Here is a 23,013-nt window from a genome sequence, read left to right as displayed (position 1 = left end):
AAAACCAGTGCCCAAAAAGGAAAGGAAAAAACCCATGCCCCCAAAAGGAGCATTGTTCACTATTGCAGAGATTCTGGCGGAACAGACCTACCCGCTTCGGGCTGCGGTTTTGCTGGTCGGAGATGAGCACGCGTGCGCGTTACCGGGAGATCACGATCCGACGACCGTGCATTTCGCCGTTCGCGATGACGCGAACATCGTTGCGGTCGCATCGATCTGCGAGGAGCGCCTGAAGGACGACCCGGCGCCGCGCGCGTGGCGCCTTCGCGGGATGGCGGTCACCCCGCCGATGCGCGGGCTCGGCTTCGGCCAGCTCCTCGTGCGCCTGAGCATCCGCCGGGCCCGGCAGGCCGGCGCGGAGCTGGTGTGGTGCACGGCGCGCGAATCCGCGCGCGACTTCTACCGGGCGCTGGGCTTCATCACGGATTCGTCGCCGTTCTCGATGCCGACTCGCCCGGACTTGAAGTTCTATCTGATGAAGTATCCCGTGACGCGTTGACACCGCGACGACGGCGTGGCGCGCGCGTCGATCCGCCGGCGTCGGCAGGCTCAGCCGACAGGGTCGCATTCGCAATAATTGGACCGTACCAAATATCGCCACGCCCACGGGCATCGTGTCGCGTGACGGCGTAACGCGCCGCCGTCGCCATACCTGCTTTCAATTTCGACCATACCAATTATTATTTAACGGACCGCTTCAGGAAGGGCACACCGCCATGCGTCTCGAGCACCTCGTCACCGAACAGCCCAACGGGCAAAGCGCGAATCTCGATGCGCTCGGCATCGGCGAAGCGCTCGCGCTGATGAACCGGGAGGACGCGCGCGTCGCGTCGTGCGTCGCGCGTGCGCTGCCCGCGATCGCGTCCGGCGTGGCCGCGATCGCCGACGCGCTGCGGGCGGGCGGCAGGCTGATCTACATCGGGGCCGGCAACAGCGGGCGCATCGGCTATCTCGATGCGCTCGAGTGCCAGCCGACATTCGGCACGCGGCCCGGCGACATCGTCGGCATCGTCGCGGGCGGCTTCGCGGGCATCAACGAATCCGCCGAGGATTCGGACGCGCTCGGGCGCCGCGATCTCGAAGCGATCGGCCTCACGCGCAACGACGTGGTCGTGGGGCTGACCGCGAGCGGACGCACGCCCTATGTGATCGGCGCGCTCCGCCATGCACGGGACACCGGGTGCCGCACCGTCTGCGTCGCGTGCAACGTCGGCAGCGAGGCGGGCAAGCTGACCGACGTCGCGATCGAGGTGGACTGCGGCCCGGAAGTGCTGACGGGCTCGACGCGGCTGAAGGCCGGCACCGCGCAGAAGATGATCTGCAACATGCTGTCGACGATCTCGATGGTTGCGCTCGGCAAGACGTACGGCAACCTGATGGTCGACGTCCAGGCGCACAACCACAAGCTCCGGCAACGCGCGATCCGCATCGTGTCGCAGGCGGCCCGCGTGCCGCCGGACGCGGCGGAGCGCGCGCTCGAACAGGCGGGCAACCGTCCGCGCATCGCGATCCTGATGCTCGTCGCCGGCATCGACCGCGCCGGCGCCGAACGGCTCGCCGGCGCGGCCGGCGGCTCGATCCGCAAGGCGCTCGCATCGCTCCCGCAAACCGGGCCCGCTTGACGTGCGCTGCGCTGCGCGCCGCCCACCCGATCTCCGACCCCGACATGAAACCTTCGAATCCGAATGCGCGCGGCCGACCGCGCGCGAGAGCGGCCGACCGTACCGAATTATTCGACGCCGAGCAGGTGGCGGCACTCCGCGCGCCCGGCGACGGCAATGGCAGCGGAACCGAATCGTCGATATCGATGCGGCTCGCCCGCCTGCTGCGCGAGGCCATCGTCGACGGCAAGCTGAAGACCGGCGAGGGTCTGCCGCCGGAACGCGACCTCGCCGAGCGCTTCCAGGTGTCTCGGGACACGGTCCGGCGCGCGATCGACAAGCTGACGCGACAGGGCCTGATCGAATCCCGGCGCGGCGCCGGCACGTTCGTCGCCGCGCGCATCGAGCAGCAGCTTGCGCCGGTCACCCGCTTCTCGGACGACATGCAGCGGCGCGGCCTCCAGCCGGGTTCGCAATGGCTGCGCCGCGAGCTCGACCGGCCGTCGCCCGACGAATTGCTCGCGCTCGGGCTCGCGCCGCACGCGCGCGTGATCCGCCTGGAACGCGTCCGGACGGCCGATGCGGTGCCGATGGCCATCGAACGCGCGACGCTGCCCGCCAATCTGCTGAGCGACGCCGTCGACTTCGGCGACTCGCTGTACCGCGCACTGCGGGATGCCGATGTCCATCCGGTGCGCGCGGTCCAGCGGCTGCGCGCCGAACTCGCGTCGGCCCGCGACGCCGAGCTGCTCGGCATCCGCGCGGGCGACCCCGTGCTGTCCATCGAGCGCCGCTCGTTCTCGAGCGACGGATGCCCGCTCGAACTGACGCGCACGCTGTATCGCGGAGACCGTTACGACTACGTCGCGGTGCTCGATCACGAGTGAAGGCCGAGGGGCGCGATGCGTGCGCGAACCCTGATGGGGCATCCCCTAGCACGCGGCCCGATCCGCCGATGCCATAGTAGGATTCGAGGATTACCCGCACGAAGCGCCGCGCCGGTTCAAGGTCCGGCCCGGACGGAGAATACGGAGACCGCCATGCATTCCGACAGACCTTTGTCGCACGACGCCGGCACGCGGTCGCGCAATGGTCCGCACGGTGTCGACCCTGCCCGGCCGAAGCGGCCCCGCGACAAGCGCGCGGAAGGCGACGCGACGGCGACACCGCTGGCGCGCGGCCTCGCGATCCTGTGCGCGTTCGGACCGGACAAGGGCTGGCTCGGAAACCGGGAAATCGCGCTGGAAACCGGCATTCCCGCGCCGACCGTGTCGCGGCTGCTGCAGTCGCTGATCGCGCTCGGCTACCTGCATCACGACGATTCGAGCCGAAAGTACGCGCTCGCGCCCGCCGTGCTGTCGCTCGGCTACGCGGCCGTCGCCGATCCCGGCATCCAGGCAGACGCGTCCGATACCGGCGTGCTGCTCGGCGCGCGGGACCACGTCGATGTGCTCGTCCCGGACAGCGCAGGTGCTGCAAGCGCGACTCGCGACCAGCGAGTGAGCGCCCGGTCGCACGCATCGGCGTCGGCCTTGCCACGCAAGCCGGGAATCGGCATGTCCCCATCCAGCCCCGTCACGCTGCCCCTCGATCGCGGGCTCCAGGTGCTGCGCGCGTTTCATGCCGACCGCGCGCCGCTGACGAACGGCGAGCTGGCGTCGCGGACCGGCTTGCCGAGATCGGCCGTGTCAGGCCTGACGTCGGCGCTGGTCGACCTCGGCTTCCTCCGCCGTGTCGCTGGCGACGCTCGTTTCGAGCTGGGCTCGAACGTGTTCGGCATCGGCCAGGCGTACCTCGCGGCCAATCCGGTCACACCGCTCGCCCAGCCGTTCATGCAGAAACTGGCCGACCGGCTCGACGCGTCCGTCGCGCTCGCCGTGTCCGACCACCAGGACATGCTGTATGTCGCGCACCGGTCCGGCGCGCGGATCGCCACGCCGCGGATGGGCGTCGGCTCGCTCGTGCCGATGGGCACGACCGCGATCGGGCGCGCCTGGCTGTGCGGGCTGCCGGACCCGTTGCGGCGACGCCAGGTCGCGCAATTGATTGGGGCGGCCGGCCCGCAGGCCAACGCGATCGCGGCCGGCATCGAAGCGGCCTTCGCGGACCTGCGCGCGACCGGCGTCTGCCTGTCGCTCGGCGAAAATCAGCGCGATGCGTGGAGCATGGCGTTGCCGGTCCGCATCGGGGTGTCGAAGACGCTGATGGCGCTGAGCTGCGGCGCGGTCGAGCCGCAACCGGATGTCGACGCGATCCGGCGCCGCATCGCACCGGCGCTCAAGCAGGCCGCGATCGAGCTGGCCACGCTGCTGCGCGACGTGCGTCCGGGGCCGTAATCGCGTCCGCCGGCGACCACCGCCCCTCCCTGCGAAAAACTATCACCCCCATTGAGATCAGTGTCTTCCCACATATCGTCAAATTCCGATATAAGATTCGCCCATCGACGATGCTCTTTTGCCTGAACGAACCTCCCCCCATGCCGACCGACCTCGACATCGACGCGATCCTCAAGGCGCTCGCCAACCCCGTCCGCCGGGAAATCCTCGACTGGCTGAAAACGCCGGCCGCGCATTTTCCGGACCAGACGCTGCCGTACGACCACGGCGTCTGCGCCGGGCAGATCGACGCGCGTTGCGGGCTGTCGCAATCCACGGTCTCCGCGCACCTGGCAACGCTGCAGCGCGCGGGGCTCGTGACGTCGACCCGAATCGGCCAGTGGGCGTTCTTCAAGCGCAACGAAGCGGTCATCGACGCGTTTCTCGACGCCATGCGCCGCGAACTCTGAGCGCGCGCCGCCCCGTCCCGCCTTCCATGAAAAGGAAATCGCCATGCCCACCCTGTTCGACCCCGTCACCCTCGGCGACCTGACCCTGCCGAACCGCATCGTGATGGCGCCGCTCACCCGCGCCCGCGCAGGCGACGTGCGCGTCCCCAACGACCTGATGGCCCGCTACTACGCCGAACGCGCGTCGGCCGGCCTGATCATCAGCGAAGCGACGTCCGTCACGCCGCAAGGCGTCGGCTATGCCGATACGCCGGGCATCTGGTCCGACGAGCAGGTCGAGGGCTGGAAGCGCGTGACGCGCGCCGTGCACGACGCGGGCGGCCGCATCGTCCTGCAGCTCTGGCACGTCGGCCGGATCTCGGACCCGATCTTCCTCGACGGCGCGCTGCCGGTCGCGCCGAGCGCGATCGCCGCGGGCGGCCACGTGAGCCTCGTGCGGCCGCAGCGTCCGTTCGTGACGCCGCGCGCGCTCGAGCTCGACGAGATTCCGGGCATCGTCGCCGCATACCGCAAGGGCGCGGAAAACGCGAAGGCGGCCGGCTTCGACGGCGTCGAGATCCACGGCGCGAACGGCTACCTGCTCGACCAGTTCCTGCAGGACAGTACCAACCGCCGCACCGATGCATACGGCGGCCCGATCGAGAACCGCGCGCGCCTGCTGCTCGAAGTGGTCGACGCGGCGATCGACGTGTGGGGCGCCGGACGCGTCGGCGTGCATCTCGCGCCGCGCGGCGACGCGCACACGATGGGCGACTCCGACCCGGCCGCGACGTTCGGCTACGTCGCGCGCGAGCTCGGCCGCCGCAAGATTGCGTTCATCTTCACGCGGGAGTCGTACACGGGCGACCCGTTGAGCCCGCGGCTGAAGGAAGCGTTCGGCGGCCCGCTGATCGCGAACGAGAAGTTCACGCTCGACACCGCGCAACAGGTGCTCGAACGCGGCGACGCCGATGCGATCGCATGGGGCCAGCTGTTCATCGCGAACCCCGACCTGCCGCGCCGGTTCGAACTCGACGCGCCGCTCAACAAGCCGGTGCCGGAAACGTTCTACGCGGAAGGCGCAACGGGTTACACCGACTATCCGGCGCTCAGCGACGCGGCCTGACGGCCGCCCGCCGCGTGTTCAGCGCGCAGGTCGCGGCGCATGAACACGCGCTGCGTCTCGTCGAGGCCAAGCGCGACGTGGTGCGCGCGAATCCGGCGCAGCGTCTCGTCGAGCGCGGCATCGTCGATGTCCGCGAAGCCGAGGCGGCGGTAGTACGGCGCATTCCACGGCGGTGCGCGGAACGTCGACAGCACGATCTGCGCGACGCCGTCCGCGACCGCGCGCGCCGTCACCTGTTCGATCAGGCGCACGCCGATCCGCTGCCCCGCGTGCGACGGCGCGACGTCCAGTTCCTCGAGATACAGCCGGTGCGCATCCAGCAGCCGGTAGAACGCGAAGCCGACGCACGCGCCGTGCGCGTCGGTCGCGACGTACGCACGCCCCGCGTCGATGCGCACGAGCACGTCGGCCGTGGCGGTCGGCCCGGAGTCGGCGATGTGCGTCATGCCGATTTCGCGAAAGCGCTGCGCGGCGGCGACTTCCACCGCGGCCATCGCGGCGGCATCGTCGCGCGTGGCAACGCGGATTCGGACAGGTGCGGTCATGGTGTCGGGCGTAGGCGGATTGCAAGACGCGTCACTATAATCGAAACCTCACCCGTTTCGAACGCCCCGCACACGAGGTCCGCATGACATTGTCCGCGCTCGTCGCACGTGCTCGCGAACGGCGTGCGAGACGTGCTGCCATTCCTGCTCGCGATGTCGATCGGCAAGGCGATTGCCCCGGCTGCGCGCTCGCGGCCCCCGGGGCGCGAGCGTCCGCGCAGCGCAAACGCGTTATTCCTCCCCTGCGCTGCAGCAGTAGGCGAGAAGATAGGTCCCGGCGCCCGGGGCGGCGCCGTCGATCTCTCGTATTTTGACGTTCAGCCGCCTCGTCGCCTCGCCCCTGGGATCCTGTGCAGGAAGCGCTGCGGTGTTGAATTCATGCACGACGACGGCAATCGGCTTGTTGTCCCCCGTCTTCGGAGCAGGCAGATCCCGATCTTCCTTCGCGAACTCCGGCTCAGGCCTTCCAACGGCGCCGACCATCCCCTTGCAGCATCCGTGGGTCCCCGACATGATGTGAATCGTGTGGCCTTCGCCACGCAATTTGGCCGCGATGGCCATCAGTGCTGCAGCCACGTGCGTGTCGTCGATCAGACCGTGAAATCCCCAGACCTGCACGGCGTGGGGGGCGCTAATGTTGACGAGCCTCGGCATGGTGTTTCTCCTTGAAGTCTTTCATCCTGGATATCGGTCTCGAAACCGCGGAGAGGAGCTCCACGGCAACCTGCATCGGCCGGCATGATTCCAGCCATCGAGCGCTTTCCTCGACTGCCGGTCTGGAACACGAAGTGCTCAGGTATCCGTTGCAACCCGCTCCGGTCGAGCCGATCCGGGACCGCGGATGGTTCTAACTTAGCTGCCCGTTCCGGCGAGCAAAATGGGCCGCTCGTCACGCTCGTGGTCACACGTGCGTTGTGCCGTTCGTCATGGGACGAGCAAACGGCATGACCGCGCCGGCATTCGCACACCCGCATCATGATTGCGCGCAACCAGCTCTCGCACGAGCGCCCAGTCATCGTCGTCGCAGAAATCGAGCAGCACGATCCCGCACGGCCCGTGATGCGTGCACAGCCTTTGCGCGAGCCGCGCGTGGATGCCTTTCATCCTGCCGTCGCCGCGTGCAACGCGTGACGGATTCGCGCCCATCCCCGTACCGCTGCAGAAATTGATCGCCCAGCGCCCGCTGTCGGCGGACGGCATGTGCGTGAGCAGCGCGTCGACCGCCTGCCATTTGTGTTCGATCGACGCCGCGACCGGCACCCGGTATTCGTCCTGGATCACGAACGCCGCGTCCGGATGGTCGATCGTGAACGTCATGTTGTCCGGCCACGCGCTCAGGTCGATCCCGAGCGGGCGGCTGCTGCGAAAGCGTCGCAACAGGACGATCGCGCCGCGCACGTCGCCGAGCGCGGGAATCGCGCCGCCGGCATGCCAGCGCAGCCCCGGATGCCGCGCGCGATGCGCGTCGAACGTCGCGTCGAAGCCGCGGCGGCACGCGTGCGCCGGCCATTCGTCCTTCACCGACATCACGATGCACTCGCCCGGATGCGCAGCAAGAAAATCCGCGCAGGTCGCCAGCACGTCGTCGAACGTCATGCCGAGCGAGATCCCGCCGTGATGGATCTCGAATTCGTCGCGCACGTGCCGGCAGCGGATGTCGAGCATCCGCACGCCGTGCATCAGCTGCGCATCGAGCGGCGCACATTGCGTGCGGACGAGCGCATCGTCGACGGTATACGCACAGGTGTCATGACTGCCCGGTACGGTCAGGGTATGCAGCGATCGCCCGTCGTCGAGCGTCGACATCCAGTCGGCAAGCGGCAGGCGTGGATCGTGGTGCGAATGGATCATTGAGTCGATGGCAGACAGACAGAAAAAACAGTGGATCACCGCGTCCGACGTCGCGGCGCGGGCCGGCGTATCGCGCTCGGCGGTGTCGCGCGCGTTCTCGCCGAGCGCGAGCATCGCGCCCGAAACGCGCGAGCGCGTGATGAGCGCGGCGCGTGCGCTCGGCTATCAGGTCAACCTGATCGCGCGCGACATGATCACGCAGCGCAGCAGCATGATCGGCGTCGTTACCGCGGGCTTCGAGAATCCGTTTCGCGCGCGGCTGCTGTCGGACCTGATGGCCGCGCTCGGGCATCGCGGGCTCACGCCGCTCGTGACGAACGCGGAGGACCCGCGCCAGATCCGCCAGTCGCTCGAGCGGCTGCTCAGCTACCGGATCGCCGGGCTCGTGATGACGTCCGCGTCGCCGCCGCTGTCGGTCGCGCGCCAGTACCTCGCGCACCGGATTCCGGTCGTGATGATCAACCGCGCGGCGAACCTGCCGGGCGCGGACGTCGTCGTCAGCGACAACGCGGACGGCGCCGGCCACGCCGCGCGTCTCTTCGCGCAGGCGGGCGCGCGCCGGCTCGCGTTCGTCGGGCCGCGCGACACGAGCTACAGCGCGAAATCGCGCGCCGACGCGTTCGCCGAAGCGCTCCGTCGCGGAGAACCCGGCGGCCCGGCGCTCGTGCGCATTCACGACACGTCGTCCGACACCTATGCGTGCGGCGTCGAGGCCGCGCAACGCCTGCTCGCCGGCGACGCGCGCCCGGACGGCGTGTTCTGCTCGTCCGACCTGCTCGCGCTCGGCGTGATCGACACCGCGCGGCAGCGCTTCGGCCTGCGCGTGCCGGACGACCTGCGCGTGATCGGCTTCGACGACATTCCCGCCGCCGCGTATGACGTGTATCGACTCACGACGCTTCGACAGGACACCCAAGCACTCGCAAACGCCGCGATCGACATGCTGACGGAGCGGATCGACGCACAGGACGGCATGGCCGACGGCGAATCGCGCACGCGCATCGTGCCGGTCGAATGCGTGCCGCGTCACAGTTGCGAATAGCGCCCGGCGCGGATTCGCGCGGCATGGGCGGCGCGATCGCGTGCCGGCCGGCCGCCGTCACGGCGCCGCGATGTGCACGCCGCGCCCGCTCGCGTCACTTCAACCCGCCCGCGAAGCCGCGCAGCAGATAGCGCTGCACATACCCGGCAACCGCGAGCGTCGGCAGCGACGCGATCAACCCCGCGCTCATCAGGTCGCCCCAGTCGATCCCGTTCTCGGTCACGTAGCCCGCGATCGCGAGCGGCAGCGTGAAGCGGCTCGGCGTCGACACGAACAGCAGCGCGATCAGGAATTCGTTCCATGCGGCGATGAACACGAAAATCGCGGTCGCGATCAGCCCCGGCGCGCACAGCGGCAGCACGATCTGCACGAGCCGCCGGGCGAGCCCCGCGCCGTCGATGCACGCGGCTTCCTCGTAGTCGATGGGTACGTCGCGCACGAACGCGAGCAGCATCCAGATCGCCATCGGCAGCGCATAGATCTGGTACGCGAGCATCAGCCCGAGCGTCGAATCGAGCAGATGCAGCCGCTTCGCGAGCGCGAACAGCGGCACCGCGATCGTGATCGGCGGCATCAGCTTCAGCGCCAGCACGAGCCCGAGGAACAGCAGGTCGAGCCGCGCGGGAAAGCGCAGGCGCACGAGCGCATAGGCGGCCGGAAACGCGAGCGTCAACGCGACCAGCGTCGTGCCGAAGCCGACCAGCAGCGAATTGAGCAGCGGGCCGCCGATGCCGCTCGTCCACACCGACACGAAATGCTCGAAGGTCGGCGCGGCCGGCCAGATCCGCAGCGGGTGGTCGAGCCTCTCGAGCGCCGGCATGAACGCCGCGCCCGCCATCCACAGGCACGGCAGCAGCAACACCGCGAGCGCGACGGCGCGCAGCGCCCAAGGCACCGCCGGTGCGAACGCGGGCCGACGCTGCGTGCGTCCGGCGTGCGCCGTCACGCGCGCCGCTTGCGAACCGTTTGCCATACGTACCCCGAAACCAGCAGCGCGGACGCCGCGAGCATCAGCACCGACGCGGCGCTCGCCGGCCCGACGTTGAAGAAGCGAAAGCCCGTGTCGTAGATATAGGTCGACAGCGTCTGCGTCGCGTTGCCGGGGCCGCCGCCCGTCAGCGCATAGACCTTGTCGAACAGCTTGAACGTGTCGATCGAGCGCAGCAGCAGCGCGAGCCCGATCTGCGGCGCGGCGAGCGGCAGCGTGATGTCGCGCAGGCATTGCCATTCGCTCGCGCCGTCGGTCCGCGCGGCTTCGTACAGCTCCTGCGGAATCGACTGCAGCCCGGCGAGCACGATCAGGAACGCCATCGGCGTCCACTGCCACACGTCGACGAGCATCAGCGACCACAGCGCCAGATGCGGGTCCGACAGCCAGCGCACGCCTTCCACGCCGAGCGCTGCGAGCAGCGCGTTCAGGAAGCCGTCGAAGTTCAGCCAGTTACGCCAGATCGCCGAGCACACGAGCGTCGACAGCATCATCGGCAGGATCGCGAGCGGCAGCGCGATGCGGCGGCCCGGAAACGCGCGCACGAACAGCAGCGCGAGGCCGAAGCCGAGCGCGACCTCGACGAGCGACGCGGCGATCGTGAAGCGCAGCGTGTTGCCGAAGCCGGCCGTGAACGCGTCGTCGCCGAGCACCGCGCGATAGTTCGCGAGGCCCGCGAACGCGCGGCGGCCCGCCGTGTAGTCGACGTGGCAGAACGAATCGATCAGCACCTGCACGACCGGATACAGCGCGAGACCGGCCAGCACCAGCAGCGCGGGCCCGAGCAGCGCGACGAACGGCAGGCTGCGCGAGAACGCCTTCATGCGCGGCGCTCCCGCTGCGAACAGGCGCGCAGGGTCACTTGCCCGCCGCCGCGAGCGCCTGCGCGATCTTCTGCTGCGCCTGGCGCAGCGCCGCGTCGGGCGCGGCCTGCCCTGTCAGCGCGAGTTGCAGCTGATCGCCGAGGATGCTCTCGATCTGCTGCCAGTCCTTCACGCGCGGCCGTGCGCGGCCCGCTTCGAGCGCCTTCAGCTGATCCGGATACCAGCGGTACTGGCGCACCAGCGCCGGATCGGCGAACACGCTGCGGCGGGTCGGCGGAATGCCGATGCCGGCGAGGCGCGTCTGCGTGTCGCGCGAGCTCAGGTACGCGAGGAAGTCCTGCGCGAGCTTCGCGTGCGGCGCGTCCTTCGGAATGCCCATCTGCCAGATGCCGAGCATCGGCGCGGGGCCGGCGGTCTGCCCCGGCGGCGGCTGCAGCGCGATCTGCCCGACCACGCGCGACTGCTTCGGATCGTCGAGCGCCGGCACCCATGCGGGCCACACCTCGATCGCCTGCGCGGCGGCGCCGCGCTGCAGCGCATCGCGCACTTCCGCCGCGCCATAGACGTCGACGTCCTTCGGCGCGGACGCCTTCAGCGCGAGGAAGGTCTTCAGCGCGGCCTGCGCCTCGCGCGAATCGATCGTCACGTTGCCCGCGCGGTCGAGCACGTCGCCGCCGTACGCCCACAGGATCGGCAGGAAGCCCGTCACGACCGGGTTGCCCTTGGTGCCGCGAAACACGACGCCGGACACGCTCTTGTCCGCGCCGCCGACGGTCTGCGCGATCTTAAGCACGTCGTCCCAGTTGCGCGGCGGCTGCAGCTTGTATTTCGCGAGCAGATCCTTGCGGTACGCGAACATCTCGACGTTGCCGACGATCGGCAGCGCGTACAGCGCACCCGCCGCGTTGCGGCCGAGCGCGACCGTCGACGGCACCAGGTCCGCGTCGGCGAGCGTCGCCGGCAGCGGCTTCAGCCAGCCGTTGCCGATGAATTCGGGCGCCCACGTGTCGTCCATCATCACGAGGTCGTACGCACCCGTGCCTTCGCGCATCGACAGCTTGAGCTTCTGGTACAGGTTCGCGTTCGGCAGCTTGAGCAGCTCGATCTCGGTGCCCGGGTGCAGTTTGTTGAAGCCGGCGACGGCGTCGGCCAGCCCCTTGCCGTAGATGTCGTCGCGGCCGGCGATGACGAGGTCCGCGGCGGCGGCATGCGACGCGAAGACGGAAAGCGCAACGGCGGCGGACAGCGCGCGCAGGCGGCTCAGCAGGGTCATGGTCTCTCTCACGATCAGCGTGGTGGCGAAACGGCAATCCGTTGCACACGTGTGCAACGCGGGCGGCGCATCGAGCCGCCTGAAACGAACGCCATTGTTCACGTTGATCGTTACGAATTTGTGGCATCGCGCCGAAGCGGCCGCAGCCCGGCGCGATGACCTATAACTGATCGGGCGGACCATCACGCGGGGCTCGCCGATGCCGTCATGCCGTCAGAAGTTCACGCGAATCCCCGCCATCACCGCCAGTTGCCGGCTCGAATTGCTGTTCGCGAGCACCGGAATCTGCGCGTAGTTCACCGCGTTGCCGTTCGCGTCGGTGCCGAGCCCCGAGCCGCTCGCGAGCTGCCCGATCGCGACCGCATACAGCGCGGTGCGCTTCGACAGCTGGTAGTTCGTGCCGAGGTTCACCTGATGGAAGCGCGTCGTGCCGCGCCCGTCGGTATGCGCGGCGTTGAAGATGTACGCGACGGCGCCCTGCCACGCCGGCGAGAACATGTACGACAGGTTCAGCTCGCCGATGTCGAACGTGAACGCCTGCGCGCGCGGCTGCGCGGACGTCGAGAAATAGCGGCTGTCGCCGAGGCGCGTATGCGTATACGTCAGCGCGACGGTCGCGTTGCCGAGCGCCACCGACCCGCCCGCGCCGAACGCGCGCATCGATGCGGCGTCCTGCAGCAGGCAGTACATCGCGCCCGGGTTGCTGCATGCGAAGTCGCCGATATAGCCGTTCGCGCCGCCAAGTGCGGCATCGAGCGGCTGGCGCAGGTTCAGGTAGCCGAGCGCGAGCGACACGGGCGCGCGGTTGTACGACACGGCCAGCGCATAGCCGCGCTTCGCCGAGAAATTGCCGGCCTGCCCGCCGAAGCTGAACGTGCCGCCGAACGTGAGGCCGTTGAAATCCGTGCTCGTGAACTTCACCGCGTTGTTGAAGTTGAACGCGGCGTTCAGGTTGTCGACGTCGCCGAGATGCGAGCCGTACGGCGTCGCCCAGTTGTTGCTCGACACGTACGCGCCGAGCATGTCGGTATAGGAGTCGTATTGCCGCCCGAGGCCGAGCGTGCCGACGCCGTCCTGCCGCAGGCCGACCCATGCCTGCCGGCTGAACGCCGTGCCGCCCTGCAACGCTTGCCCGTTCGCGGACAGGAATTGCTGTTCGAGCGTGAACACCGCGTTCAGCCCGCCGCCGAGCGGCTCCGCGCCCTGGAAGCCGAAGCGCGACGGCACGAGGTTGCCGCCGCCCATCTGCCACGCATGACCGCCGCCGACGCTGCCGTCCGCGCGCGTGAACTGCTGGTTCGTCGAGTAGATGATGCCGGTATCCACGGTGCCGTAGAGCGTCACGCTGCCCGAGGTCTGCGCATGCGCGTGCATGCACGAAGCCGCTGCTGCCACGGCGGCGGCCAGTCTTCTTGTTCCGATCGTCATGTCCCGTCCCCTTTCGTCCATTGCTTCGCAGAGCGAAGCGATGGGATTGATGATGTGGTGACGGGACTCTATCCAGCGAAAATTCCGGACCGCTATCGCAAATCGGCAAACGAACGGGGCATGTTGCTCAAGCGGGACGCAGCGTCTGCGACGGCAGCTCGCCGAACAGATCGCGATACTCGCTCGCGAAATAGCCGAGGTGCGTGAAGCCCCAGCTCGCGGCCGCCTCGCCGACGCCGAGCTGCTGCGCGGACGTCGTGCGCAGCAGGCGCCGCACCGCGTTCAGGCGGATCGTGCGCAGGTAGGCGACCGGCGTCACGTCGGCGACGCGCTGGAAGCTCGTCTGCAGCGTGCGGCGGCTGCAGCGCAGCGCGCGGCACAGTTCGAGCACGGTGACGGGCTCTTCCGGCCGCTCGCGCAGATGCTTCTCGCAGCGGCGCACGATGTCGCTGTAGGTCGCGTGCGTGATGTCGCGGCGCTCCGCGCCGATCCGCTGGTCGAGCGCATCGAGGAACATGCCGAGCATCGCGTCGCGGAACATCCGGCGCGTCGCCGCGTATTCGAGGCAGCCGGGGTTGCGCTGCGCGGCGTCGATCAGCGCCGACAGGCGCTCGCCGAGCGCAACGCCCTGCGCGTCGGACAGCCGCGTCACGTGGTGCAGCCTGCGCGCGCCGGTCGCGCCTGAAACGCCCGCACCCGAGCCGGCCGCGCCGAATTCGGCGTCGCACAGCTCGTCGATCATGTCCGACGCGGCGCTGATGCCGACGAGCCCCATCCCTTCCGGCGTATGGAATTCGAAATCCTCGTCGGCGCGCAGCGCGAGCAGCGCGTAGCCGTCGACCGACTGCCCCTGGAAGGTGCCGGCGAGCGGCACCGACGGCGGTACCGATAGCGGCACCGCAAGCGACGTGCGGCCGGCCGGCGCGACGCCGGTCTGCGCGACGCGCCGGTTGGTCGTCTCGCGGAAGAAGTGGAAATCGTCGTACAGCACCTGCGTGACCGTGCCCTTGAACCGGCCCGGCGTCATCTGGCGGTAGACCTGGCGCCAGCCCGCGATGGCAAGCCCGTGCTCGTGGACGTCTTCATGTAAGCCTGACTGGAACAGCATCGGCGCCTCCGCTAAAACCCTGATTCCTTTGCGCGCGGCCGCCGGCATCGAGCGGCGGCACGCGACGCCACAGCTTACCTGCGCAAAAACCCGCGCAGTGCGCGCTCGAACGCCGTCACGGCCGCAGACAGCGCCGCGGCCTGCTCGCCGGTCAGCCGGACATAGCGGCGAAACGACGGCATCCGGCTCACGACCTCGCTGCCGCCGAACGGCACGACGGTCAACGTCCAGCGTCCGTCATGCGCGTCGATCGTGCAGTCCGTCAAATGCAGGGGGCGCAGCGCATCGGCGAACGACGGCTCGGCCACCAGCGCCGCGACCGTGCGCGCGAAACCGGGGTCGCAGCCATGCCGGAGCGCGGCGCGCACGCCGGTGCGCCGCAGCCAGCCGGTCTGCGCGATGCACGCGCTGCCGTGCGCGGCCGGGCCTCGTGCGGTCGTTGCGATCCGCACGCTGACCGTATGCATCAGGAACTGCCGCGCGACCTGCTCGGCGACGCGCACCCGCACGCCGTTCGGCAGCCTCGCCACCCCACTCGCCCCGCCGTCGCCTTCGCGCGCCGCTCGCAGGTCGGCCAGCACGCGCGCGGCGGTCGCGCCGGGCCGGTAGCCGGGCGGCGGCGCGGCGGGCGCGGCGCGCCAACGGGCGAGCACGGCCTTCATCCGGCGACGTGCTCGTTGCGCAGCACGTCCTCGACCGGCACCGGCTTGAACGGATGCCGGCGCTGCACGACGATTGTCCAGAACAGCGCATACAGCGCGGTCAGCCCAAGCATCGCGCCGAACGGCACGTAGATGTCGCGCGGGTTCATGCCCGGCGGCGTGATGTACCAGATCGCGAGCACGATGCCGACGCTCGACACGATCTGCGGCAGCGGGAACCACGGCGAGCGGTACGGGCGCGGCAGGTCCGGCCGGCGGATCCGCAGCATCACGACCGACGCGGTGACGAGCAGGTACGCGGTGCCCCACGCGCAGGTCGCGGCGAGCACGAGGTGCAGGATGCTGTCGAGGTTGCCGTTGATCAGCCACGCATGGAAGATCGGCACGACCGCCGCCGCGACGATGCCGACCACCGGCGTCCGGAAGCGCGGATGCAGGTACGCGAAGCAGCGCGGCAGTGCGCCGTCGATCGCCATCCCGTACAGGATGCGCGGCAGGCCGGCCATCAGCGTGTTGATCGTCGCGGCGCCGGCAAACAGGAACGCGACGCCGAACCACACGCGGCCGAACGGCCCGAGCACCTGCAGCGCGAACGCGGGAATCGCGCCGGGCGTGTCGAGCAGGTGCGTGAGACCGTCGGCGCTGACCGCGACGTTCGGCACCTGGCGGCGGATCGCCGCGCCGTACAGGAACATGCAGATCGCGACGCCGACGAGGCCGAGCGCCATCGCGCGCGGGATCGTCCGGCCCGGCGCCTTCATCTCCGGCGCGAGCGGCGTGACGAACTCGCAGCCGACGAACATGAACATCGCCATCCCGACGAGCGACAGCACGGCCGGCAGCGACGTGCCGACTTCCGAGCGGCCGAACCAGCCGTCGAGCTGCACGGCCGGCGCGGCCGCGATACCGAGGATGCCGAAGATCATCAGCGACAGCCACATGCCGGCCGTCAGCACGATCTCGAGCTTGCTGAACACCTTGATGCCGATGATGTTGGTGATCGCGAACGTGATCACGAGACCGACGCCGACGAGCCACGAACTGTTGTGCTTCTCGAGCGCCCCGTGAAGCGACTCGAAGTTGACGAGCGCCATGATGCCGCTCAGGATCGTCTCCGCCGTGCCGGCGAACACGTGCACGAGGAAGTATGCGGAGATCGTGCCGGTGATCGCCCAGAAGCGGCCGAGCCCGCATGACAGGTAATCGTAAACCGAGCCCGCGGTCGGCAGCATCGCGGCGGCTTCGGAGAACGTCGTCGCCTGCGCCTGCATCATCACGAACGCGATGAGCATCGCGACCGCGAACGCCCAGCCGCCCATCCCGAAGCCCGACGTTGCGGTGAGAATCACCGGGCTCGCCATGATGAGCCCGACGGCGCTTGCGAGCGCGGTCGGGAAGCCGACCGCGCCTGCCTTCAGCGCCGTGCCGCCTGCCTCCGCCGCCGGCGCGCCGGCCGATGCGGCCGTTGCCGCGCTGGTAAACCCTGACGATCCCGACATCCTTGTCTCCGGTTTGATCAATCGATGTCGAAAAAATACGCAGGCAAAAAAACCTTGAGATAGCGCAAATCGGCAAACCGGCGGGCGGCGCACGCACCGCCCGCCACGGTGCCTGAGGCCGTTACGCGAACGGCACCGCCTCGAAGCCGGCCGCGAGCGCGTCGACGATCCGGTCGAGCTGCTCGCGCTGGATCACGAGCGGCGGCGACAGGATGATCTTGGTGCCGACCGGGCGCACCAGCACACCCTGCTCGCGCGCGACTTCGGCGACCGCGTTCGCATAGCCGGACAGCGGATCGATCGGCTCGCGGGTCTCTTTGTCCGCGACGAGGTCGAGCGCGAGCATCAGCCCCTTGCCGCGCACCTCGCCGACCGCCGCGAAGCGCGCGGCGAACGGCTGCAACGCTTCCAGCAGGTACGCGCCCTGCTTCGCCGCGTTGGCCGGCAGGTCCTCCTTCAGCACGATGTCGAGGCTCGCGAGCGCGGCCGCGCACGCGACCGGGTGGCCCGCGTACGTGTAGCCGTGCATGATCGCGCCGCCGAAATCGGCGTTCTGCGCGAACGCCTCCTCGATCCGCGCATTGACGGCCGTCGCGCCGAGCGGCACGTAGCCGGACGAGATGCCCTTCGCGAGACACATGATGTCCGGGCGCACGCCCCAGCCCCGGCTGCCGAACAGGCTGCCGCTGCGGCCGAAGCCGGTCACCACTTCGTCGGCGATCAGCAGCACGCCGTAGCGGTCGCACACCTCGCGCACCAGCGGCCAGTAGTTGGCCGGCGGCACGATCACGCCGCCCGCGCCCTGGATCGGCTCCGCGATGAACGCAGCGACCGTGTCGGGGCTCTGGAACAGGATCTCGCGCTCCAGCAGCTCCGCGCAGATCCGGCCCAGCTCCTCCGGGTCCTGCGTGAACGGGTTGCGATACAGCCACGGCGTCTCGACGTGAAAGCAGCCCGGCAGGTTCGGCTCGTAGTTGCGGCGGAACACCGTGTTGCCGTTCACCGACGCACCGCCGAAGTGCGTGCCGTGGTAGCCCTGCTTCAGCGAGATGAACTTGGTGCGATCGGCCTGGCCGCGCACCTTCCAGTACTGGCGCGCGATCTTCAGCGCGGTCTCGATCGAATCCGAGCCGCCCGAGCTGTACAGCACGCGGCGCATCCCTTCCGGTTCGAGCATGTCGATCAGCAGCTTCGACAGTTCCTCCGCGCGCGGATGGCTGATCCCGTCGAACAGCTGGAAGTATTCGAGCTCGTCGAGCTGGCGCACGATCGCGTCCTTCACTTCCTTGCGGTTGTGGCCGACGTTCACGTTCCACAAGCCCGCGACGCCGTCGACGAGCTGTCTGCCGTGTTCGTCGAACACGTAGCAGCCGTCGCCGCGCACGATGCGGATCGGCGCGCGCCGCTTCATTTCGTTCGGGTGCAGCATCGGGTGCCAGAACTTCGCTTCGTTGTAACTCATTGCAGTCTCCGCTTTGGGATGGGTGTGCAGGGCCGCGCCGCGCGTCAGTGCGCGATGCAGACGGATTTGGTTTCGGTGAAGCCGTCGATCGCGTGCTGGCCGAACTCGCGGCCGATGCCCGATTGCTTGTAGCCGCCGAACGGCATCGACGGGTCGAGCGGGATGTGGCAGTTCACCCAGACCGTGCCTGCCTCGATTTGCGGCACGAGGTTCATCACGCGCGTCAGGTCGTTGCTCCAGATGCTCGCGGCAAGACCATACGGCGACGCGTTCGCGAGCCGCACCGCGTCGGCCGCGTCGTCGAACGGCAGCACGACCACCACCGGGCCGAACACCTCGTCGCGCACGATCGCGCTGTCGGGGCGCGGGTCGGCGATCACGGCCGGCTTCACGAAATAGCCGGGCAGGTCGTCGACGGGCGTGCCGCCGGCGAGGAACGTGAGCCCGTCGCGGCGCGCCTGTTCGATGTGCTGGACGACTTTGTCGCGGTGGTGCGCGGACACGAGCGGATTGACCTGCGCGGCCGTGTCGAGCCCCGGCCCGAGCTTCATCGACCGTGCGATGCCCGCGAGGCCGTCCGCGAGCTGCGCGAACTGGCTGCGGTGCACGTAGATCCGCGACGCGGCCGCGCACACCTGCCCCTGGTTGAAAAATGCGCCTGCCGCGACGCCGTCGAGCGCCTGCGTGACGTCGACGTCGTCGAGCATCACGATCGGGTTCTTGCCGCCGAGTTCGAGCGAGAAGCGCGTCATGTTCTGCACGGCCGCCGCGCCGACCAGCTTGCCGGTCGCGGTCGAGCCGGTGAACGAGATCTTCGCGATCGACGGATGGCTCGCGAGCGCCGCGCCGCACACGCGGCCGCCCGTGACGACGTTGAACACCCCCGGCGGCACGCCCGCTTCCCGTGCAAGCTCGGCGAGGCGCAGTGCGGTGAGCGGTGTTTCCGGCGACGGCTTCAGCACGATCGTGCAGCCGGCCGCGAGTGCGGGCACGAGCTTCCACACGGCGATCATCAGCGGGAAGTTCCACGGCACGATCGCGGCGACCACGCCGACCGGCTCCTTGCGCGTGTAGGCCGTGTAGCGTGCGCCGGGCGGAAACGGGATCGACACGTCGAGCGTCTGGCCGGTGATCTTGGTCGCCCAGCCGGCCATGTAGCGCACATATTCGACGCTCGCGCCGACCTCGACCGCGCGCGCGACGTGGATCGACTTGCCCTGGTTCAGCGTTTCGAGCTGCGCGAGCGTTTCGGCGTCGCGCTCGATCAGGTCGGCGAGCTTCAGCAGGATGCGTTCGCGGTCCGCCGGGCGCAGGCCGCTCCATACGCGCGCATCGAACGCGCGTCTTGCGCTCGCAACCGCGCGTTCGACGTCGTGTTCGTCGGCGTCCGCGACCGTCGCGAGCCGTTCGCCGGTCGCCGGGTCGTGCACGTCGAGCCGCGCCGATGCATGCGCGGGCTGCATGTCGCCGTCGATGAAGAGGCCGAAGTCGCGCGCGACGAAGCGGCGCACGGTGTCGCTGACGGCGACGAAGGTCGATGAGGTCATGAGCGTCTCGATGAAGGTCCTGGCAAGGCCGCGTGCCGGGGCACGCGGGCGTCGGACCACTTTATCGAGCGCGATGGGGGGCCGTGAGCGCAAATTGGCAAGCGCGTGGCGGGCGTCGCATGCGAACGGTCAGACAGACGATCGCATCGGACGCGGGCTGATACCCGTCTTAGTTTCTGAAGCCGTGCGACAGGCCGATAAGGAAATCGTAGGCTGCGTAATCCAGCCAATAGACGCCGATCGCGAGCGGAATCAGGATCGGGATGATTACAGGAACAGCGCTCCGACCAGTTCAGTCCGGTTCGACACGCCGAGCTTGCGGTACATCCGCATCAGGTGGGTCTTGACCGTCGGCTGGCCGAGCGCGAGATCGCGCGCGATCTCCTTGTTCGAGCGGCCGTCGCGCACGAGGCGCGCGATCTGTTCCTCGCGATAGGTCAACCGTTCTTCGCAGCCGATCCGGTGGATGCCGCTCCGCACGCGCAGCAGCGGGCTCAGCGCGGCTTCGGCGACCGGTTGCAAACGCGCGAGTGCGTCGATCTCGCCTGGCACGAACCGGCCGGTCGCGCCTTCGCCGGTCGCGCCAAAGCGCAGCAGCGAGAACGCGCCGACCGTAACGCCGGCGTCGCGCAGCCAGACTTCGACCACATCGGCGACATCATGCCGGCGCAGGAAGCGGGTCCAATAGGCGGATGCTTCGCGGCGTTCGTCAGGCAGTTGCGATGCGAGCGTGACGACCGCGCCGGCGCCCTCAGCGCAGCGCGACGGATGCAGCGGATCGAGCATCCGATAGCGGGCGACATAAGTGCGGTGCATCGACTCCGGCATCCCGAACAGCTCGAAATCCGCCGGCTCGCCGCTTGCATCGAGCCGGTAGAACACGATCGCCGATGGACTCGCGAATGCGTCGAACGCCGCCACGCACGCGCGCAGCGCACGGCACCAGTCGGCGGCGGGATCGGACGAAGCGGATGAGGTCGGCATGATGGGCATCGGCGGGCGGACAGACGCATCGAACGTCAGCGCAGCCTACGGGCGGCGGCAAGCGTTGCGTGAGCGCAAATCGGCAATTCGCCGCGATGACGACATGCACGTTGCTGCTCTGCGAACCGGGTGGCTTCAGCGCTCCGACGCGCTCCCGCGCAGTGCCGTCCGCGTCAATGCGCGTTCGCCGCGAAGGTGTCGCACGCGCTCAGTTCGCCCGATTCGAGGCCGCGCCTGAGCCAATAGACGCGCTGTTCGCTGCTGCCGTGCGTGAAGCTCTCCGGCACCACGTAACCCTGCCCTTGCTGCTGCAAACGATCGTCGCCGATCGCCGCTGCCGTCTTCAGGCCCTGCTCGAAATCGCCGGGCTCGATGAGCCGCTGGTTCGCGCGCTGCGCGTTGTTCGCCCAGACGCCGGCGAAGCAGTCGGCCTGCAGTTCCATTCGCACCGACAGCGCGTTCGAGCGCGCTTCGCTCGAACGCCGACGCGCGGCGTCGACCTTGCCGGAAATGCCGAGCAGGTTCTGTACGTGATGACCGACCTCGTGCGCGATCACGTACGCCTGCGCGAAATCGCCGCCCGCGCCGAAGCGCCGGCGCAGATCGTCGTAGAAGCCGAGATCGATGTACACCTTCCGGTCGCCCGGACAGTAGAACGGGCCCATTGCGGTTTGCCCGGTGCCGCATGCCGTCGGCGTCGCGTTCGTGAACATCACGAGCTTCGGCGGCTGGTATTGCTCGTGCAATTGCGTCGAGAAGATCATCGTCCAGGTCCGCTCGATATTGCCGAGCACCTTGCGGGTAAATACCGCGCCGGCGTCGGTCGCAGGCGCGCCCTGATGCTGCGCCTGCTGCTGCGGCTGGGCCTGCTGCTGCCGCCCGCCCTGCAGCGCCGATGCGCCTTCGAGCACGACGCGCGGGTCGATCCCGAAGAAATACGAGGCGGCCAGCGCGACGACGATCGTGCCGATGCCGATCGTCGCCCGCCCGCCGCCGAAGCCGCCTCCGCCGCCGCGGCGATCTTCGACGTTCTGGCTTTCGGTTTCGTCGTCCAGCCTCATTGCGGGCTCCCCTTCCCTGTCGTTATGCCGGCCGGATGGATCCGCCGGTCAAGTAAAAAACCTCGTGGCATGCGGCGCCGGGCAGCCGGGCACGTGCGCTTGCTCGAACATGCCGCTGCGTGGCGACCGGACCGGCGAATCGTCGCATTGATTCATCGCGTCGATGCTCACGCTGCCTTGGCGCAGATGCGCCGCCGGCGCAATTTTGCCGACTTTCGTCGACTTATCGCAAAAATACCAAGCATAGAGCGATCCGGCGCACGAGATCGTAAGCTTTTGCAAAATCCGGCTCGGCAGGTTGGTCGTTCGGCGCAAGTTCCTCGCACGCCTCCTGCCTGAGCCGCAGCGGCCTCGGTCAAAAGGTCGATGCGCCGCTCTGGCGATGCAGCGGGCTCGCGATCCATCACCGCGGCCAAACCGTCGATGGCTTCGTCGGTGGTCAGCTTCAGACCGGAGAAATCGCCCATCGTCCACCTCCCAAATCGACACCTGCGATTCACCCTGGGTGACGTCCCGGGACACATCAATCCTCCACATCGTCACTCGCGCGCAGAACACTCAGCCCGCGCGAGCCCCGCAAAGAGAACGACTCAAGTCCAAGCAGAGGCAGGATCGGGAGACGAGCAGGAGAGGAGGAGAAACGAAGTCGCAGAGACGCATAGGAAATCAGGTTGACGCGCGCTACAGTCGCTGGGAAGACCTCCGCGAGCACACGTACAAGTGCATAAGGACTTCAAAGATGGGCCAAGTGTCTGCGGGTATGTGGGGGGCTCATGCGCCGCCGCTTTCCAGTCAATCTGCCGCCGGCGCAGGGCGCGGGCCGATATCACCCGAACCGTTTAGGCCAAGACCAAGAGCAGCCAACTATAGCCGGTCATCCTGACCGGGCCGTTGAAGAGATGCGAGATATAACCACTCGCGAGATACAGTGCCGCCCAGAACAGCGCGGCGACGAATCCGGGCCGGGAGCGTGTGGTGTTCGTCGAGAGATCCTCAAGTGCTACGCCGCGTCGGTGCATGCGCCGCCCGGTCAGGTGGAGCGCGCCCGCGCCCTGTCTGCGCGTGGCCCGTACCATAGGCGCCGGTCGCGTCAAGATGCCGGAGTCGGGCGGACGAAAGTCCGAATTCTAGCGGATGAGAACTGTGCCTGTCGGTGAATTGCGCGCGGGCGTTGCGTACGGTCGCGATGTCCGACGGTGCTTGGCCGGGCATGCGACCGTGCGGCGATCACGTTACTTCCACAGGCGC

General features: G+C 68.8%; 22 protein-coding genes and 1 pseudogene. 7 read left to right on the top strand and 16 right to left on the bottom strand.

Features of this window, described 5'->3' with window-relative positions; translation table 11 throughout:
- The first annotated feature begins 7 nt into the window (after positions 1-7).
- The 6 genes from HWX31_RS03265 (at position 8) to HWX31_RS03235 (ending at position 5,491) form a co-directional block, all read left to right on the top strand.
- A complete protein-coding gene (locus tag HWX31_RS03265) occupies positions 8-499 on the top strand; it encodes a GNAT family N-acetyltransferase (protein WP_341829910.1) in 492 nt (163 codons plus the stop codon).
- Between the two features lie 217 nt (positions 500-716).
- Positions 717-1,622, top strand: coding sequence for an N-acetylmuramic acid 6-phosphate etherase (gene murQ / locus HWX31_RS03260; protein ID WP_174962341.1), 906 nt, complete (start codon positions 717-719; stop codon positions 1,620-1,622).
- A gap of 44 nt (positions 1,623-1,666) precedes the next feature.
- Positions 1,667-2,488 carry a GntR family transcriptional regulator gene (locus HWX31_RS03255; protein ID WP_174962340.1) on the top strand — a complete coding sequence of 274 codons (822 nt, stop codon included), beginning with the start codon at positions 1,667-1,669 and terminating at the stop codon, positions 2,486-2,488.
- Between the two features lie 153 nt (positions 2,489-2,641).
- A complete protein-coding gene (locus tag HWX31_RS35230; protein ID WP_341829909.1) occupies positions 2,642-3,937 on the top strand; it encodes an IclR family transcriptional regulator in 1,296 nt (431 codons plus the stop codon).
- A gap of 140 nt (positions 3,938-4,077) precedes the next feature.
- Positions 4,078-4,386 (top strand): ArsR/SmtB family transcription factor, encoded by a 309-nt coding sequence (locus HWX31_RS03240; protein ID WP_010089687.1) that lies wholly within the window; start codon positions 4,078-4,080, stop codon positions 4,384-4,386.
- Positions 4,387-4,429: 43 nt separating this feature from the next.
- Positions 4,430-5,491: an alkene reductase gene (locus tag HWX31_RS03235; protein ID WP_059660929.1), complete on the top strand. Its 1,062-nt coding sequence runs from the start codon at positions 4,430-4,432 to the stop codon at positions 5,489-5,491.
- Here the strand turns inward: HWX31_RS03235 and HWX31_RS03230 are convergent.
- The 3 genes from HWX31_RS03230 to HWX31_RS03220 all read right to left on the bottom strand — a co-directional run bounded on the left by HWX31_RS03230 (position 5,464) and on the right by HWX31_RS03220 (position 7,887).
- On the bottom strand, positions 5,464-6,036 hold the full coding sequence (locus HWX31_RS03230; protein ID WP_174962338.1) for a GNAT family N-acetyltransferase: 573 nt from the start codon (positions 6,034-6,036) through the stop codon (positions 5,464-5,466). The genes HWX31_RS03235 and HWX31_RS03230 overlap by 28 nt on opposite strands.
- A 231-nt stretch (positions 6,037-6,267) precedes the next feature.
- The gene (locus tag HWX31_RS03225) at positions 6,268-6,690 is read right to left on the bottom strand and encodes a hypothetical protein (RefSeq protein WP_174962336.1); all 423 of its coding nucleotides are present in this window, start codon (positions 6,688-6,690) and stop codon (positions 6,268-6,270) included.
- A 270-nt stretch (positions 6,691-6,960) separates the two neighbouring features.
- Positions 6,961-7,887, bottom strand: coding sequence for a phosphatidylinositol-specific phospholipase C (locus tag HWX31_RS03220; protein WP_174962333.1), 927 nt, complete (start codon positions 7,885-7,887; stop codon positions 6,961-6,963).
- A 7-nt stretch (positions 7,888-7,894) separates the two neighbouring features.
- On the opposite strand from HWX31_RS03220, the gene HWX31_RS03215 reads away from it, so the two are divergent.
- Positions 7,895-8,929, top strand: a complete 1,035-nt coding sequence (locus HWX31_RS03215) for a LacI family DNA-binding transcriptional regulator (RefSeq protein WP_174962332.1) — start codon at positions 7,895-7,897, stop codon at positions 8,927-8,929.
- A 94-nt stretch (positions 8,930-9,023) separates the two neighbouring features.
- On the opposite strand, the gene HWX31_RS03210 is transcribed toward HWX31_RS03215, so the two are convergent.
- The 13 genes and pseudogenes from HWX31_RS03210 to HWX31_RS35310 all read right to left on the bottom strand — a co-directional run.
- Positions 9,024-9,902 carry a carbohydrate ABC transporter permease gene (locus HWX31_RS03210; RefSeq protein WP_244143634.1) on the bottom strand — a complete coding sequence of 293 codons (879 nt, stop codon included), beginning with the start codon at positions 9,900-9,902 and terminating at the stop codon, positions 9,024-9,026.
- Complete coding sequence (locus HWX31_RS03205; RefSeq protein ID WP_059612642.1) at positions 9,872-10,741, bottom strand: carbohydrate ABC transporter permease; 870 nt, start codon at positions 10,739-10,741, stop codon at positions 9,872-9,874. Before HWX31_RS03205 ends, HWX31_RS03210 begins: the two co-directional genes overlap by 31 nt.
- Before the next feature lie 34 nt (positions 10,742-10,775).
- Entirely contained in the window at positions 10,776-12,014 is a 1,239-nt protein-coding gene (locus tag HWX31_RS03200) for an ABC transporter substrate-binding protein (RefSeq protein WP_174962331.1), read from the bottom strand.
- Between the two features lie 213 nt (positions 12,015-12,227).
- The gene (locus HWX31_RS03195; protein ID WP_174962330.1) at positions 12,228-13,442 is read right to left on the bottom strand and encodes a porin; all 1,215 of its coding nucleotides are present in this window, start codon (positions 13,440-13,442) and stop codon (positions 12,228-12,230) included.
- Positions 13,443-13,569: 127 nt separating this feature from the next.
- Complete coding sequence (locus tag HWX31_RS03190; protein WP_174962328.1) at positions 13,570-14,550, bottom strand: helix-turn-helix domain-containing protein; 981 nt, start codon at positions 14,548-14,550, stop codon at positions 13,570-13,572.
- Between the two features lie 74 nt (positions 14,551-14,624).
- Positions 14,625-15,212: a DUF3156 family protein gene (locus HWX31_RS03185; protein WP_174962326.1), complete on the bottom strand. Its 588-nt coding sequence runs from the start codon at positions 15,210-15,212 to the stop codon at positions 14,625-14,627.
- A complete protein-coding gene (locus tag HWX31_RS03180; RefSeq protein ID WP_174962324.1) occupies positions 15,209-16,711 on the bottom strand; it encodes an APC family permease in 1,503 nt (500 codons plus the stop codon). Before HWX31_RS03180 ends, HWX31_RS03185 begins: the two co-directional genes overlap by 4 nt.
- Before the next feature lie 121 nt (positions 16,712-16,832).
- The gene (locus HWX31_RS03175) at positions 16,833-18,173 is read right to left on the bottom strand and encodes an aspartate aminotransferase family protein (RefSeq protein WP_174962322.1); all 1,341 of its coding nucleotides are present in this window, start codon (positions 18,171-18,173) and stop codon (positions 16,833-16,835) included.
- A gap of 44 nt (positions 18,174-18,217) precedes the next feature.
- Positions 18,218-19,720 carry an aldehyde dehydrogenase family protein gene (locus tag HWX31_RS03170; protein ID WP_174962320.1) on the bottom strand — a complete coding sequence of 501 codons (1,503 nt, stop codon included), beginning with the start codon at positions 19,718-19,720 and terminating at the stop codon, positions 18,218-18,220.
- Positions 19,721-19,987: 267 nt separating this feature from the next.
- Positions 19,988-20,704: a helix-turn-helix transcriptional regulator gene (locus tag HWX31_RS03165; protein ID WP_174962318.1), complete on the bottom strand. Its 717-nt coding sequence runs from the start codon at positions 20,702-20,704 to the stop codon at positions 19,988-19,990.
- Between the two features lie 173 nt (positions 20,705-20,877).
- Positions 20,878-21,765 carry a KPN_02809 family neutral zinc metallopeptidase gene (ypfJ, locus tag HWX31_RS03160; protein ID WP_174962316.1) on the bottom strand — a complete coding sequence of 296 codons (888 nt, stop codon included), beginning with the start codon at positions 21,763-21,765 and terminating at the stop codon, positions 20,878-20,880.
- A 167-nt stretch (positions 21,766-21,932) separates the two neighbouring features.
- Positions 21,933-22,232 (bottom strand): hypothetical protein, encoded by a 300-nt coding sequence (locus tag HWX31_RS03155; RefSeq protein ID WP_174962314.1) that lies wholly within the window; start codon positions 22,230-22,232, stop codon positions 21,933-21,935.
- Between the two features lie 390 nt (positions 22,233-22,622).
- Positions 22,623-22,784 (bottom strand): annotated as a pseudogene (locus tag HWX31_RS35310) (MASE1 domain-containing protein); the annotation flags it as partial.
- Positions 22,785-23,013 lie beyond the last annotated feature (229 nt).

This window comes from Burkholderia ubonensis, assembly GCF_902833085.1.
Taxonomy (GTDB): domain Bacteria; phylum Pseudomonadota; class Gammaproteobacteria; order Burkholderiales; family Burkholderiaceae; genus Burkholderia; species Burkholderia ubonensis.
This window is presented reverse-complemented; position numbering and strand designations above follow the sequence as displayed.